The sequence below is a fragment of the Paenibacillus sp. FSL P4-0127 genome (assembly GCF_038007325.1).
Lineage (GTDB): Bacteria > Bacillota > Bacilli > Paenibacillales > Paenibacillaceae > Fontibacillus > Fontibacillus macerans.
This window is the reverse complement of record NZ_JBBOWY010000001.1, coordinates 4,236,663-4,251,386: the sequence shown is the minus strand read 5'-3', so window position 1 is coordinate 4,251,386 and position 14,724 is coordinate 4,236,663. Positions and strand designations below refer to the sequence as shown.

Genomic DNA, 14,724 nt, shown 5'->3' with positions numbered 1-14,724 from the left:
TCAGCAAAAATGATTTGTATATTTATTGTAAAAAAGCACGGTTCTAAAAAGAATTCGAACATTTTTGGATTGGTGGAGGATTTTCATTTGTTGGATAAAGGAAGACGGAGGTGAACGGTGGTCCCTTTCCCTTCTTGCGAAGTCAGGGTTACGCCATAGGCCTCTCCGTAAATAAGCTTGATTCTTTTGTCCACGTTTTGTATGCCGATGGAGCCGCTCTCCATTTGGGTTAATTGCTCCAATCTGTGAGCGGGAATGCCGATGCCGTTGTCTTCCACCGTGAACACGCGCTCCCCCTCCTCCACCCGCCCCCGGATCAGAATCCTTCCCCCGGTGTGCAGGCGGGAAAAGCCGTGGACAATCGCGTTTTCGACGAACGGCTGCAGAAACAGCTTGGGAACTTGATACGAATAAAGCTCGGGGGAGATGTCATAGGTGACGGTAAACTTGCCCTCAAAACGTTCGTTCGTGAGAAAGAGATAATGCCGGAGCCAATTTAAATCCTCCGCCAAATCGCCGGTGTCGCGGCTGTTTTCGGAGGTGTACTGCAGCATGGCGGACAAGCTGACGATCATCCGGCTCAGCTCCTTCTGATCGTTTTCCAGCGCCGTCCAATTCATGATGTTCAGAGTGTTGTACAAAAAATGCGGATTCAGCTGGATATTCAGCGACATGATTTGCGTCTCTTTTTCCCTGAGCTTGACCTTGTAATTCTCTTCGATTAAATTTTTGATTTTTACGTTCATTTGGTTGTATTTATGAATCAACAACCCCATCTCGTTGTAAGACTCAACCGGGATGCGGGTATCGAATTCCCCTTCGCCCGTCTTTTTGATCGCCCGCAGCAGTTGATGAATCGGCCTGGTGATGGAATTGGCGAACATAAGCGCCAGCAGGAGCGAGAAGATCAGCAGAAATAACGCCAAATAAAAGGTATAGGATTTGATCTCCGGCAAAAAAGCGGCCCCCAAAGCTTCCGGCGAGATGGTAACTCCCGAAATCCAGCCCGTTACTTCGGAGGTATCAAAGCAAACGATCAGCGGCTGGCCGTTCTTGATCATCGTTAAGGTCCCGCTTTTCAGTTTGGCCATTTCCTCCAGCCAATCCGGTTTAAAGCCGGCGTGTTCCCGCTCCGCATTCGAACCGGCGACCAGCTCTCCCCCCGGGCTCATGATAAAAAAAGAAGCTCCTGCGGAAGGGAGCGCACTTTCGAAGCGGGCACGGTAATAGTCCGGCCGGTAAGTGATGACCAGCACCGGGAGCTCGGCTTTGCCCTGCAGCTCGATCACTTCGCCGTTGTTGATTTCGAACAGTTTGAGCAGGCGCACCCCGGCCAGCAGCCGGAAGTATTCCGGCGGATTGGACGGATTGATTTCCCGCTTGAACATTTGCGCAAACGAAAAGGTAGGGACCCACGCCATTCCCCCGTCCGCTTTTACCGCCGCCTGGTATAGACCGGTCTCGTCAAAATCTTCATAAGGGATCAAAGCGGAAGCTCCCGTGGGGCCGATGTTGGAATAGCTGGTGATCAAATGGATCGAATACATGTCCTGCAAATCGGGAAAGTATTTGTTGAGCGCCCGGCTTACCTTTTTTTCCATCGTAATCATGCTGTATTCGTCCCCCGGATTCGCGTGCAAATATTGCTCGTACAATACCTGTTCCGCGATCAGGGCGAGGCTGCTTTCCTCCACCCGGGCAAGCTCGGCGTCGATGATTTCGTTGTTTTGCTTGACGATGGAGTAAAGGTTTTGCCGGGCGAATTCGGAGACGGACTCTCTGCTGGAGAAATAATATTTAGAGCTGAGGATGCCAAGCGGAATCGTGATGATGAGGGCATAGGTTAAAAAAAGTTTGGTCCTGTAGCGGAGATCCTTGAATCGCGGCAAACCGTAACGTCCTCTCAAATGACATCCCTTCCTTATTTAGCGAATGGCGGACAGGCGGCGGTATTCTTCCGGACTTGCGCCGAATTCCTTGCGGAACAGGCGAATAAAATACTTTACATCTTTATAACCTACGTTTTCGGCAATTTGGTAAACCTTTTGCGAGGTATGCAGCAGCAGTCTTGCCGCCGCCTTCATGCGGGTTTGGGTAATGTATTGGTGGATGGTCATACGCGTATGCGTTTTGAAAAGGTTGCAAAAATACGAAGGATTGAAATAAAACTTCACGGCCAGCGTGCTTAGCGACAAATCTTCTTCATGGTAATGCGTGTCAATATAGGTTTTGCAGCTTTCGATAATCGGCTCGGCTTTACATTGCTTCGGATTATTCGGGCGGTCGTCAAACTCGAAGAGCCATTCCCGGGCCGCCTTCGAGGCGGCGGGACGCACGGCGCTTGCTTGTTGCTCCGCTTTCGCCAACAGCGGCGCGATTTTATGCTCTTCCACCGGCTTGAGCAAATAATCGCAGGCCCCAAGTTGCAGCGCGCGCTGCGCATAGGCAAACTCCGAATACGCGCTCATAATAATGACGCTTTCGTTCCCGCCGCGCCGGGCCAAATGCTCCATGAATTCGAGCCCGCCCATCACCGGCATTTGAATGTCCGTAAAGACCAGGTCAACGGGATGAACGCTGATGCTTTCAAGCGCCTCCGCACCGTCCCTGGCATGAAAAATGTTGCACTTCGGGTTCAGCCCCTGAAGCATCCGCGACAGCCCTTTCCGGTGCTTCGGTTCGTCGTCCACGACCAAAATGTTCAGCATTTTCCATCCCCTCTTTTTTGCCGTCAGGCTTTGGAATCGGAGCAAAACACCGACAAATACTTGACTTCATCCGTCAGCGGCGTATATTTATGATTTTCAAAAGAGTCGAAATACAAGCTGTCGCCGGCGTTTAGCGTATACGCTTCGTTGCCTACGTAATAAATCATGGTGCCTTCCAGCACATAAATAAATTCCTGTCCGACATGAGACAGCGTCCGGTTCCCGGCCTTTCCTTTCCTGGCCACGAAATAAAACGGCTGCATCAATTTCTCCGGCCGTTCCGCCGCAATCGCGGAAAAGGAATACCCTTTGTCGGTGCGGACCATTTTATCCATACTCGCCGCTTTCGTGGTGTGCACGGTACCATGCAGATCGCTGTCGTCGAGCAGCACGGAGACTTTGGTTCCCAGCGCTTCGGCAATCTTGATGAGCGTGCCGATCGGGGGCACCGTTTTCCCGTTTTCGATTTTGGACAACAGGCTTTTCGTAAACCCGCAGGCCTTGGCGATGTCGTCCAGACTCCGGTTTTGTGATTTACGGATCTTTCGGATTTTACTGCCCAGTTCCACGTAAGTTATCCCCTAAATAAAAATGAATTCAACTTGGTTTAATCAAATGAAACAACATTTAATTGGAATTGTCAATAAATTTTAACAAATAGACTTGGATAATTTAACATATCTGTGATAAAAATCGTTTCTGGGTATTACTTAGATTAGTTTTAGTTTCCTAAAAAGATTGTTACAGTCGTCGCTCAATAAAATCCAATGTCCGCTCTACTCCCATCTCTTTATGAATCTTAGCCGACAGCGAAAGTACATTGTTCTTAAGTTTAGAGCTGCTGGTCAGAGCGAGCATTCGATCAGCCAAACTGTCTACCGACATTGTATTCTCATGCAGCGGCTGAGTGGACACGCCTAACTCATGCATTCGTCTCGCCCAGAAGGGCTGATCCCCCGTAAAAGGACAGATCGTCATCGGCTTTCCCGCCTTCAGGGCAGCTGCTGTTGTTCCAGCTCCGCCATGATGGATAACACCGGCGGACAGCGGGAACAGCCACGAATGCGGGGCTTCTTGAATGCATAAGATGTTCTCGTCCGTATCGCAGCTGTAACTTAAGCCGCTCGAGCCGGTCATAATAATCCCCCGCTGTCCGGTTCGTTTTAAGGCCTGCTTGATCATTTCCAACACTTTATCCGGCTTTTTTAAAGGCATACTGCTAAAACTTATAACTATGGGCGGGGAACCTGCCGCGATAAAAGACTCTAATATCTTCGGAGGGTGCCAATCGTCCGCATCCTGCAGAAACCAGAAACCCTCCATGCTCACCTGGTCCTTCCATTTCCGGTCATAAGGAATGACTGACGGACTGCAGCCATACAGCACCGGGATAGCGCGTCCATCAATACGCAGATCATTCGTGAACACGCTGCGTGCAGGCAAGTTTAACGTCTCTCGTCTCCACTTGTTAATCATACTCATGAAGGAGGAAAGAAATAGTCGGTTCAACTGATAGCTTTTCTGGTTTAACCATCGATTCTTTAACGAGAAGGGCAGGCTTGGATGGGTAAAGTTTCCTGTAGGCGCAATAATGGGAATTGGATGAGCCGCAAAAACGGGGATTCCCTGTTTTTGCGCGATATCATACCCGCCGAATGCTTTGGGATGATAGATAAGCACATCCGCGTCGCGCGATACCGTCCAAAGATCTTCAAGCATTTGCTGCATCATAGGATAGATTAGCTTTTTCATTTGCTTTATGATTTCCAAGGGATTGCTGCCGAGCATGCGTTTGCCTTCCACGGATTGAGTTAATTTCATGAAGTCGGCCCGTATCGGGGCGAAGCCGACTCCAAACGTACGAACAAAGTCCTCAAATTCCCGGGATGTACACACGACAACATCATGCCCGCGCCTCTGAAGGCCGTTCCCCAAAGCAATAAAAGGCTGCACATCTCCCCGTGTTCCGATCGTCAGCAGCTTTATTCTCATTCAGTTCTCCTCCTTTCGATAGATGCCGTACCTCAACATATCTAAATAAGGACTCGTGTCCATAACTACGGCAATTTCATTTCCATTCAACTTTTCTTCGCGCAGCTTGGACAATCGCTTGGTAATCAACGCTTCCAAGGACAACAATACAAATTCGATGGCTTCCTCCGGCTTGATTCCGCTTCGAAAGCGGCTCCGATCGATCCTGCTTGCAAGTAGAGGAACGGAATCAGTTTGCATTCGCCGTTGCTTAAGCTCAAGCTCAGACTTTAGTTCTTCCGGCATAGCCATAAACGCATGGGAAATAAACCCATACATCATAGGATCGCTCTTGAATAAGTTTATCTTTATTTTGGATAGCTGTTCTAAGGCTTCAAAAAGATCGTCGGAGAGATCCGTCAGATTTGAGTTCAGGGTGCGATAGTAATGGTTCATGCACTCATCAACCAGAGTTAAATACAATGTCCTTTTATCTGAAAAATAATGAAAAAGGATTCCCTTAGAAACCCCGGCCTCCTTGGTGATCCGATTCGTAGAAGCGCCTTCATAACCCTTTTGATAAAACTCTTCTAAAGCTGCCTGCAAAATGGCTTGTTTTTTGTCTATCTTCATGATTATGTACACCATCTCCCTCAAAAAAATGACCATATGGTCAATAAATAATATATAATATATTGACCGATCGGTCAATTTCATATTAAAAAAATGAGTGGCGCTAACCTGTTCTTTTTGGTATAATTACACTCGTTGATTAAAATTTAAAATGCTTTACCTGGAGGAGCCTGTCACCAAGGGAGTAGTATGTCGTTTTCGGCATAACATTCCCTTGGTTGCAGGCTCTTTTTGTGTTTTTTTTTAATTTTTTTCACATCATATACTTCAATGGAGGATGATTGACATGCTGATTTTAGAACTGGCCATTATCCTGGTCGCATCCAAATTGGCCGGGGACCTGAGCGTAAGGCTGCGGCAGCCAGCGGTTTTGGGGAAACTGCTTATAGGCATTTTGCTTGGCCCTGCGGTGTTGGGCTTGATCCATGAAACCGATATTCTTGAAGAAATAAGTCAGATCGGCGTCATATTACTCATGTTTATTGCGGGTCTGGAAACGGATGTGGATGAATTCAAGAAATCCGGCAAAGCATCCGCTTACGTAGGTTTGGCCGGCATCGCCCTCCCTTTCGGATTAGGATATCTATCGGGTATTCTAATCGGCATGCCCGTATTTGAAGCTATTTTCCTCGGCTTGCTGCTTTCCGCGACGAGCGTTAGTATTTCCGTCCAGGCGCTGAAAGAAATGGGCAGGCTCAAATCCAGAGAGGGTGCTACGATCCTGGGGGCTGCCGTGATTGACGATGTTCTCGTCATTATCCTGCTGGCCTTTGTCATGAGCTTCGCCGGCGGCGACGTAAACTTGGGCATGATTATATTGAAGAAGTTCGCGTTTTTTGCGATCGCGATCGTTTTGAGTTGGAAAGTCGTCCCTTGGGTACTGCGCAAGTTCTCTCCGCTCCGCGTGTCGGAGTCGGTCATCTCCGCAGCATTGATCATTTGCTTCCTGTTTGCTTACATGGCTGAATATGCCGGCGTGGCCGCTATTATCGGGGCGTATATTGCGGGGGTGGCAATCAGCCTTACCATGTATAAGCGCGAGGTTACCGAAAAAATCGAAACGATCGGATACGCTGTGTTTGTCCCCGTGTTTTTTACGACGATTGGCGTAAAGGTCGATTTTTCCGCCGTCTCCTCCCAGCTCGGCCTGATTGCCGGATTAAGCGTGCTGGCCATAGCCACCAAACTATTGGGATCGGCCTTTGGGGCCAAAGCCGCCGGCTTCGGTTGGCGCAGCGCCCTAGGGATCGGCTCGGCGATGGTGTCCCGGGGCGAGGTCGCGCTGATCATTGCCGCCATCGGTCAAGAAGCCGGGCTGCTGAACGAAGGGATGTTCGCCGTCATTGTGCTTGTTGTACTGATCACGACGATCGTCACCCCTCCGATGATGAAGCTGTTTTTTAACGAAAAGGAAAAAAAGCCCGGCACGTTATAGCTTGCATGAGCTTTTGCTTGAAACTGGCGACTCAAGGAGATGATTCCAGAATCTCCTTGAGTCATTTTTCTCTGCTTAATTGCAAAGGGATTTAAGTTTCTTGATTGCGGAGTGAACGGTAAGTCTATGGAACGTAACTAATCGCCCGCGATAAGTAACCCCAAAAATACCGTACGGCGTCGGGGATAACGCCATCAATTCTTCTCTGTTTTTCATATCAATGACTTTGGCTTCAAGCCCGAGCTTTCGAGCCCCTTCTAACATATTTTCGGTAGCGACATCCACAAACGGACATTGGTTGGTGCGGAAAATGGTTAGTTCATCGGAATTTTTCAATCTTTCCTCCCAATTGTTTGGAAAAAAAGGAAGCGGACCATCCTTGAGCGGATGTACTAACAGTTCAAATCCGTAGGGCGCTTCTTGAATCAGAGTAAACCCGTTTTTCAAGAAAATGTCTTTGCTCGGAGTCCAAGAAGTGTCCGAATTGGTGATTACCGCAACACCGCATTTATTTTGCTGCCTTGCATCTTCAATGCATTTATGGATAAGTCTGGTTCCGTAGCCTTTTCCGGAAATGTTGACCCATAAGCAATGGATGATCATATAATCGTTGGCGTGGACGACTCTGGACGAATATTCCGCAGCCGTATACTCTATAAATCCTGCTTGTTTTCCATTTTCCATCAGCTTTATGTATTTTAATCCTGCTGCCAGCTCGTCCTTTAACCAGTTGTTTTTGTTCTGATATCCGGTTGATAGAGGTTTGCTTCGTAAGCAATATCCTCCTTCTTCTTCAAGGTTTTGCTGATTTAATTCAATCATCTGAATAGCTTGCATCGGATTCGGGACCTTCCTTTCACGGATGAATTACAGTATGACTTCTAAATCGCTTAATGATTCTATGACATAGTCCGGTTCAATTTCGTGATTCCAAACGCGCTTATTCCGGTTCAACCAGCATGCTTTTATGCCTTCCCGCTTTGCCCCTTCGACATCGGAAACCGAATCTCCGATATGAATAACTTTGTCCGGATCCGTATCATAAATTTGAAGCAATTCTTTAAACATCGTATTGTTTTCGTCATTTTTATAAGACCGATAATGTTCGGAAGTCAGAATCCGCATCCCGTATTCCTTATAAAATTCCGGGATCATCGCCTCGTCCGCATCACTAACGATACAAACCTTATAGTTTGGCGAAATTCTATTTAAGAAACTGGACGTGTCTTCATATAATTCCGAGCGTGTGTGTTCCTCAAATAATATTTTAAGGGCTGCCGCTGCCTCGTACGTCATGTTCATTTGCCGGAATAAGCTTCCGAAACTGCGTTCATATACTTCGCTCATTAAGAAAAATAGTTTCGTTTCTTTCATCTGTTCCCAATGCTCGAAAAAATAATTTAATAATAAACGCCCGCACTCGTCTGCAGCTTCATGCGTATAGGTATTCACTAATATCGGCTTCCATATCTGCTCGATTCTGGAATCCACATTCACTAAAGTTTGGAACATATCCAGACTAACGACTTCAAACGGTTTCACATTTTATCATTCCTTAGAAAAAAAGTATCGTCTGCGACACTATCATTACGTGTAACAAACAGAAATTGCACTTGGACCGAACGAAAGGCTCCGGCGAAAAACATAAGAACAAAAAATGTCTTTATTCCGGCGGTAACCTTCCATTTGAGAGTTTTAGGGGCAATTTATGTCGCTATTTTCCCGGATCACGTGAAACTGCCCCCATTCTGGACCATTCATAGGAAAATAAGTACATAAAATGCCGCTATTATGAAGGCCACTTGGTCATACCTAGCCGACGGTCGGTCATTCCAGTAGCGTGCTGTTGAACACTGGTTTCTAGACTTCAGCCCTTTTTCAGGCCGACGATATGAGCATAATGGTGGCGGCTATGATCGGCGATATGCCAAATGCCCCAGCGAACGGTTGCTGTATTGCCGTTTTCATAAGGAACTTCTTTCAATAGTTCATCATCATCCAGTTTTAAACATACTTCTTTTAGCATTTCCTGAATCTGCTCGTAATCTTCCAGAAGAGTTTGCAAGGGAACGTTTTTGACCATAGGCAGCTTACCGTCCGCATCATACATCGGCCCAAACTTCGCAGTATATTCTGCCGGAACTTCCGCCTTTTGCAGACGATACACCCAATGAAGATCAACGACCGTCAAATGCCTGATTAATTGCGCTATGCTGTTTTGTTCCCCTTTTGGCCCCTTGTAATCGATTTTTTTCTGCGTCAACCCTTCTACCGCTTGCTTCAAGCGCAAAAAATTAAACCTCACCATCGCATGCAATAAACCGATAACAGGCGACATTCCCGTTACAGGTTGCAAATCTATCTGCTTCAAACTGCATCCCCCGCTATAAAAAGTTAATCAAAAAAACGGCTAAGCACGCCTATAACCGTTACAATTTGCCGTGTTCGCCCTCACCCCTGTATTCATTATCATAATTATGATAATATTAATAACAATAAAATGATTGAGGTGAAAAAAATGCCCACGATTCGTCCCATCTCTGATTTAAGAAATAATTTCAACTTGATTTCCGAATTAGCACATCAGGATGGAGAACCTATTTTTATTACAAAAAATGGACAAAGTGATCTTGTCGTCATGAGTCATGCTGCATTTGAGAAACAACAAGCTTTAATCGAACTATACCAAAAGCTCGCCTTGGCTGAAAAGCAAAGTAATGACGGAGCTCCCAAAAAGAGTCACGCTGAAGTGATGAAAAACCTTAGGAGTCAAATCCGTGGACAAGAAATATAAAATCGAATACTTGCCCATTGCTGAAGAAGACTTATCTGAAATCATCCAATACATCATGCTTGATAATCCTGACGCCGCATTCTTAATGGCCAATAAGCTTGACCAAACCATCTCTATTCTGGAAATATTCCCCAACAACAAATCTATTCCAAATGACCTTCGTCTTCAGGCACTGAATTACAGAATGCTGATAGTTGACCCATATATTGTATTTTGTGTAGTTAATGATGAAACTGTGGAAATCCGCAGAATCCTTCACGGAAAGCGAAAATACAATTTCTTGTTTTAATATAAATCCCTACTTCCATCAAAAAGTAGGGATTTGCTGTTCCGAAATCTATAAAGACGTAAACGCCGCCTTAAACTCCTCATAACTGCCGTAGCGCTTCTCCGCAAGCCATGATTTTTCCGCCATGGCCCGCAACGGTTCGGCGATGCCGGCGCTCACCTCGGCTTCGGTCTGCGCCGACGGTTTGTCGCTCCAAATGGCAAAAGAGCAGCCGATCAATGCGTCGGGGTATGGCCGCGCGTACTCTTGCCTTTCCGCCTCGCTCACTCTGGGGAACACACCGGGATGCCAGCTGTCGTAGATCTTTTCTCCCTTTGGATATTTGTAGCCGGCATTTTCCCCCAGCACATAGTAGAAATACGAATCGTTATAATTCAATAAGTCATGGCCCTTGTCCATAAAAGCTTCCACCCTAGCCATATTGCGATGCCATTTGGTCCAATAGGCGATTTGAATGGTAGACTTGAGCGCGGCGCGTTCCGTCTGATCGGCGCGGTATAATCCGTCGTTCCACGCCCGCACGACAAAACCCTTACGCTCCAGATGATCGGCAATATCGTTAACATAGTCGATATATGCATCGACGCCCGTACCGCCTTGGATCCCCAACGTCTCCCGGGCATACGACGCCAGTTGGGGGTACGCGTCAAACTTTTCAAAATCGATAAATTCGTCTCCGCCGATATGGAAATAAGGGCTGGCTTGAAACAGTTCCGCATACTCGTCAATCAAATCCAGCACAAACGCTCTGGCGTGCGGATTCGTAATATCCAGCGCTCCCTTTGCCGGAACACCGTTCGTATCTTTCAACAGCCAGTCCGGATGATTCCGCAAGGCGTAGCCCAGATGGCCCGGCGAATCCAGGGAAGGGATTAGCGTAACGTGATAACGTTCCGCCACCCGGGCGATCTCCCGCATTTGCTCTTTCGTTAAATATTCCGGCGACATGACTTCCGGATGGCGGTCGCTCCGCAGCGTAAAACCTTCGTTTTCCGAAAAATGCAGCTGCAGCGCGTTTAGCTTCAGCCAGGACATTTCCTTAATTCTTGCCACGATCCATTCGGCCGTAAAAAACTTTCTCCCCATATCCACATGCAGCGCCCGTTCTTGCACCGCCGGGTAATCGACGGCCTTGCCGCAAGGCAGATAGCCCTTCCGCAGCAGCTGCTGCAGCACGGTTCTGACGCCGTACATGACCGCTCGCTCGCCAGGAGCCGTTACTTTAACAAAACTTCCAATGTCGATCGTGCAGCCCTCCGGATTGCTTGTTTCCGGCGGTTCAGCAAGCTCGATGACCAAATCGCCGGGGGCCGCGTCGCCGATGGCTCCGTATTGAAGCGGCAGCTTGTTTTCGGTCGGCAGCCGTTTAGCCGCAAACTCCGACTGAAGCAGCGACACCGTATCGTCAAGCCGCGGATTGCCGGAGGATTTTGCATTGGAAATAATGAGAATTTTGGAGGAAGCGGCCGGCTTCCACCGATCTTCGGACGCTGTTGTAAACTGCTGCACGCTCGGAAAAAGAGTTCCCATTCCATGCTGAGTTTCCATTAGCTCACCTCATCATTGGTTTTATTCCGAAATGGCACTTAAACCTCTTTCCATATTAACACAGCTGCTGCCCGCAAGCCTGCCGATTTCCTCAAAAAAATTACAGCGACCAGCTTGTCTTCTTTAACTCTTCCGTACTGAAAAGAATGTCATAAGCCTCAACCGGTTCTTCTTCAACAAACTCCCTGACAACACGCTGAACTTCCGCTTCCTCGGAGGCGTGAATCATCGCATATAAATTGTACGGCCAATCCGAATAGGAGCGGCGCTGATAGCAATGGCTGACCTCTTTGAACCCAGCTAACCTTTGGCCGGACTCGCAGATTTTTTCCTGCGGCAGAACCGCAACAAACAGGCCGTTGGCGGAAAAACCGGCCTCCCTGTGCCGCAAAACGGCGGCAACCCGCTTCAGAACCCCCGTAGCCTGCATCCTTTCCAGCCGGATCAATACGTCTTCTCTGCCGCAGCCAGCCCGGTCCGCCACCTCCGCAAAAGGGTCGGGCAACAGCGGCATATCGCCCTGCAGCTCGCGAATGATCCGCAGATCCAGTTCATCGGTCTCGCAAGCCCGCCGCGGCGAAAGGCTCACGCGCTCCTGGCTTCTGGACAGCGGAGGGCTGCCCTTTTCGGCGTTCCCTTCCATATTCAAAAACACGTTCAGCTTGAACACCTGCTCGGACGGAAATTCGTACAGCCGCGCATAACCCGCTGCTTTACGAATCGGCCCGAGAATCGCCTCGCGCTCTTCCTCCGACCGTGCCGATAAAGTAAACCACATATTCAGCCGATGCCGCCTGCGGTAATTGTGGGTTACCCCTTTAAAGCCGTTGACGACGGCAGCGGCCTGATAAAAGCGGCTCTCCTCCACCTCCATGGCATAAAGCCTTCCCGCGTACCCCAGACCCGCCGGGTTGAAAACGCCGCCAATCCGCCGAATAACTCCTTGATCCTTAAGTCCCTTTAGCCGTTCCAGCACTTCTCCCGGCTTCAGCCCCAGCTCTTCGCCAATCGCTTGCCAAGGCTCGGCCGTCAGAGGAATGCGGGCCTGCAGCCGGTTCAGGAGAGACCGATCCTGCGCATCCAGCTCCATTTAAACTTCCCTCCCGCCCGCCGCTCTTGCAGCCGGTCTTTTATGACACCATGGCTCCTCCGCCAAATAATTGCCGCCGCTGTAATAATACGATCTGGCCCGGCAGCCTCCGCAAATCCCGACATTCCGGCACGACCCGCAAGATCCTTCATATTTCTCGAAATTCCTTAAGTCCTGAAACGCCGGGCTGGTTTCCCAAATTTCGTGAAACGGCCGCTCGCGCACATCGCCGACCTTGACCGGCAGGTACGGGCAAATATGCACCTCGCCGTTCGGCAGGATGGAGCAATAGGCGACACCGGCCAGGCAGCCGCGCGTGTAGCGCAGGTTAAGTCCCATGCTTTTGGCCAAAGGCATAAATTGCGGAGCGCAAGTCGGCTTGATTTCGACCGAGGTCGTCTTTCGCTTGGCCAGGACGTTTTTTAATGCGGTGAAATAATGTTCGCGCTTTAACGCATTTTCTTCGATGTAAATGCCGCGGCCGGTCGGGACGAGAAAAAACGGATGCAGGGAGGAAACGTCCAACTCCTCCGCCAATGCGGCCACCCGTTCGAAATCGTCCATATTTTCGGTGGTCAGCGTCATATTGATCTGAACCTTGAGCCCGGCTTCACGCGCGTAACGTATCCCCAGCACCGCCCGCTCCCACCCGTCGGACGCCTTTCGGAAGCGGTTGTGGTAGGCGGGAGAAGCGCTGTCAATGCTGATGGCGATGCCCGCCAGACCGGCTTCTTTCAGCTCGGCGGCTTTGGCGCTGTCAAGAAGCGTGCCATTGCTGCCCAGCGCGGCGCGCAGCCCACGCCCCGCTGCGTAAGCGATCAGCTCGCAAAGATCGCCGCGGGTCAGCGGTTCGCCGCCGCTGAAAATAAGCATCCGGAATCCCGCCTCCTTGATCTGATCTATCAGCCGGCGCCCTTCCTCCGTCGTCAGTTCGCCTTCCGTCGGCGACTCCGGTCCGGAATCGCGATAGCAATGTTCACAATAAAGATTGCATCTTCTGGTCACATTCCAGGATACGAGCATGGCGTTATCTCCTTTTTATACGTTGGCTTTATACGATCCCGATTTCACGATCGCTTAAATAACAGGAAGGATCGGCCGCCCAGAAATCGCCGGTGGCCGACGCTCTTGCCCGGAAGTTGCCGTTGCACAAATCCAGCCAAGCACACGCCGTGCACCGCCCTTTCAGCAGCGGTTTCCGGTCCCGCAGTCCGGCCATGACGGGGTGGGCCGCTTCCCGCCAAACTTCGCTGAACTTCTGTGTGCGAAGGTTGCCAATCTCCAGGTGCCGGGTGAATTGGTCCGGATAAATACGCCCATGCCAATCGACGCAGCCGATGGCCACCCCGGAACGGTTGCCGCCGTTTCGCCGCAGCAGCCCGAGCAAAAGCGGAGCCCGCTCCGGGTCATGCTCCCTCATCCATTGATACAAATAAACCCCGTCCGCATGGTTGTCCACGGTGAGCAGCTCCGTCTTTTTCCCTTTCCGGTGCAAATCCAGCGTTTTGGCGATGATCTTGTCCAGCGCCCGCCGCGACTCCTCGCGGGTGACATCCTCCGTCTGCAGCGTGCTTCCTCTACCGGAATATACGAGATGATAGAAGCAGGCGCGCGGGATGTTCTCCCGGTCGATCAAATCGAGCACCCCATCCAAATCGGGATATGTATGCTTGCTGATCGTAAACCGCACGCCCACCTTTTGCCCGACGGACAGGCAGGTGCGCAAACCGGCCAACGACTGGGCAAAAGCACCCTTCCGGCCGCGGAACAAATCATGGCGCTCCTCCAGGCCATCGAGGCTGATGCCCACATATTTGACCCCGGACTCCTTCAGCAGCCTCGCTTTCTCGTGAGTAATCAGCGTGCCGTTCGTGGATACGACCGGACGCAGTCCTTTGCCGGCCGCATAAGAAATCAGCTCCAAAATATCTTTGCGGACCAAGGGTTCTCCCCCGGAAAAAAGCAGCACAGGCACCTGAAACGAAGCCAAGTCGTCGATAAACGCTTTGGCTTCGGCCGTGGAAAGCTCATCCGGTTCCTTGGACGCCCGGGCATCCGCGTAGCAATGCTTGCAGCTTAAATTGCAGGAGCGCGTCGCGTTCCAGACCACAACCGGCCCTTTGCCGGCCGAAACGCCATACGGTTTGTCTCCCGGCGTGATGTCATAGCGGAGATGATCCCCCTCGCTCTGCATGCCGGTGAGCAGTTTCGTCACATTGATCATTTCATTCCTCTCTTTCTCTGGGATAGTAAATT

The 14,724-nt window shown here is 49.8% G+C and carries 15 protein-coding genes; 3 read left to right on the top strand and 12 right to left on the bottom strand.

The features are described from left to right. Nucleotides 1-83: 83 nt before the first annotated feature. The 5 genes from NYE74_RS19135 to NYE74_RS19115 form a co-directional block, all read right to left on the bottom strand. Nucleotides 84-1,907: a cache domain-containing sensor histidine kinase gene (locus NYE74_RS19135; RefSeq protein ID WP_155619408.1), complete on the bottom strand. Its 1,824-nt coding sequence runs from the start codon at nt 1,905-1,907 to the stop codon at nt 84-86. Nucleotides 1,908-1,925: 18 nt separating this feature from the next. Next, nucleotides 1,926-2,708, bottom strand: a complete 783-nt coding sequence (locus NYE74_RS19130; RefSeq protein ID WP_036622850.1) for a response regulator transcription factor — start codon at nt 2,706-2,708, stop codon at nt 1,926-1,928. Between the two features lie 23 nt (nt 2,709-2,731). After that, nucleotides 2,732-3,277, bottom strand: a complete 546-nt coding sequence (locus tag NYE74_RS19125; protein WP_036622849.1) for a helix-turn-helix domain-containing protein — start codon at nt 3,275-3,277, stop codon at nt 2,732-2,734. Between the two features lie 172 nt (nt 3,278-3,449). Next, nucleotides 3,450-4,700 (bottom strand): glycosyltransferase, encoded by a 1,251-nt coding sequence (locus NYE74_RS19120; protein WP_036622848.1) that lies wholly within the window; start codon nt 4,698-4,700, stop codon nt 3,450-3,452. Continuing rightward, entirely contained in the window at nt 4,701-5,312 is a 612-nt protein-coding gene (locus tag NYE74_RS19115) for a TetR/AcrR family transcriptional regulator (RefSeq protein WP_164815242.1), read from the bottom strand. It abuts the gene before it with no gap. 286 nt (nt 5,313-5,598) lie between these two features. Here NYE74_RS19115 and NYE74_RS19110 point away from each other — a divergent pair, with 286 nt between their 5' ends. Next, on the top strand, nt 5,599-6,747 hold the full coding sequence (locus tag NYE74_RS19110; RefSeq protein WP_036622846.1) for a cation:proton antiporter: 1,149 nt from the start codon (nt 5,599-5,601) through the stop codon (nt 6,745-6,747). A gap of 75 nt (nt 6,748-6,822) precedes the next feature. Here the strand turns inward: NYE74_RS19110 and NYE74_RS19105 are convergent, their stop codons facing one another. The 3 genes from NYE74_RS19105 to NYE74_RS19095 all read right to left on the bottom strand — a co-directional run bounded on the left by NYE74_RS19105 (nt 6,823) and on the right by NYE74_RS19095 (nt 9,118). Beyond that, complete coding sequence (locus NYE74_RS19105; RefSeq protein WP_124332051.1) at nt 6,823-7,584, bottom strand: GNAT family N-acetyltransferase; 762 nt, start codon at nt 7,582-7,584, stop codon at nt 6,823-6,825. A 30-nt stretch (nt 7,585-7,614) separates the two neighbouring features. Further along, complete coding sequence (locus NYE74_RS19100) at nt 7,615-8,289, bottom strand: HAD family hydrolase (protein WP_124332050.1); 675 nt, start codon at nt 8,287-8,289, stop codon at nt 7,615-7,617. Nucleotides 8,290-8,614: 325 nt separating this feature from the next. Continuing rightward, a complete protein-coding gene (locus NYE74_RS19095) occupies nt 8,615-9,118 on the bottom strand; it encodes a DinB family protein (protein WP_227872748.1) in 504 nt (167 codons plus the stop codon). Nucleotides 9,119-9,265: 147 nt separating this feature from the next. On the opposite strand from NYE74_RS19095, the gene NYE74_RS19090 reads away from it, so the two are divergent. Together NYE74_RS19090 and NYE74_RS19085 are read left to right on the top strand one after the other, a co-directional pair. Further along, entirely contained in the window at nt 9,266-9,541 is a 276-nt protein-coding gene (locus NYE74_RS19090; RefSeq protein WP_036622844.1) for a type II toxin-antitoxin system Phd/YefM family antitoxin, read from the top strand. Further along, on the top strand, nt 9,525-9,830 hold the full coding sequence (locus NYE74_RS19085) for a type II toxin-antitoxin system RelE/ParE family toxin (protein ID WP_036622843.1): 306 nt from the start codon (nt 9,525-9,527) through the stop codon (nt 9,828-9,830). The genes NYE74_RS19090 and NYE74_RS19085 overlap by 17 nt, the downstream gene beginning before the upstream one ends. 48 nt (nt 9,831-9,878) lie before the next feature. Here the strand turns inward: NYE74_RS19085 and NYE74_RS19080 are convergent, their stop codons facing one another. The 4 genes from NYE74_RS19080 to NYE74_RS19065 form a co-directional block, all read right to left on the bottom strand. Beyond that, a complete protein-coding gene (locus NYE74_RS19080) occupies nt 9,879-11,378 on the bottom strand; it encodes a beta-N-acetylhexosaminidase (RefSeq protein ID WP_213510700.1) in 1,500 nt (499 codons plus the stop codon). A gap of 100 nt (nt 11,379-11,478) precedes the next feature. Then, nucleotides 11,479-12,468, bottom strand: a complete 990-nt coding sequence (gene ahbB / locus NYE74_RS19075; protein ID WP_316561070.1) for a siroheme decarboxylase subunit beta — start codon at nt 12,466-12,468, stop codon at nt 11,479-11,481. Then, complete coding sequence (locus NYE74_RS19070) at nt 12,469-13,491, bottom strand: radical SAM/SPASM domain-containing protein (protein WP_124332047.1); 1,023 nt, start codon at nt 13,489-13,491, stop codon at nt 12,469-12,471. It abuts the gene before it with no gap. Between the two features lie 28 nt (nt 13,492-13,519). Beyond that, nucleotides 13,520-14,692, bottom strand: coding sequence for a radical SAM/SPASM domain-containing protein (locus NYE74_RS19065; RefSeq protein WP_036622840.1), 1,173 nt, complete (start codon nt 14,690-14,692; stop codon nt 13,520-13,522). Nucleotides 14,693-14,724 lie beyond the last annotated feature (32 nt).

Coding starts and splice junctions, on each gene's coding strand:
- NYE74_RS19130 (WP_036622850.1), bottom strand. CDS start 2,708: ATGCTGAACATTTTGGTCGTGGACGACGAACCGAAGCACCGGAAAGGG.
- NYE74_RS19120 (WP_036622848.1), bottom strand. CDS start 4,700: ATGAGAATAAAGCTGCTGACGATCGGAACACGGGGAGATGTGCAGCCT.
- NYE74_RS19115 (WP_164815242.1), bottom strand. CDS start 5,312: ATGAAGATAGACAAAAAACAAGCCATTTTGCAGGCAGCTTTAGAAGAG.
- NYE74_RS19110 (WP_036622846.1), top strand. CDS start 5,599: ATGCTGATTTTAGAACTGGCCATTATCCTGGTCGCATCCAAATTGGCC.
- NYE74_RS19105 (WP_124332051.1), bottom strand. CDS start 7,584: ATGCAAGCTATTCAGATGATTGAATTAAATCAGCAAAACCTTGAAGAA.
- NYE74_RS19090 (WP_036622844.1), top strand. CDS start 9,266: ATGCCCACGATTCGTCCCATCTCTGATTTAAGAAATAATTTCAACTTG.
- NYE74_RS19080 (WP_213510700.1), bottom strand. CDS start 11,378: ATGGAAACTCAGCATGGAATGGGAACTCTTTTTCCGAGCGTGCAGCAG.
- ahbB (WP_316561070.1), bottom strand. CDS start 12,468: ATGGAGCTGGATGCGCAGGATCGGTCTCTCCTGAACCGGCTGCAGGCC.
- NYE74_RS19070 (WP_124332047.1), bottom strand. CDS start 13,491: ATGCTCGTATCCTGGAATGTGACCAGAAGATGCAATCTTTATTGTGAA.
- NYE74_RS19065 (WP_036622840.1), bottom strand. CDS start 14,692: ATGATCAATGTGACGAAACTGCTCACCGGCATGCAGAGCGAGGGGGAT.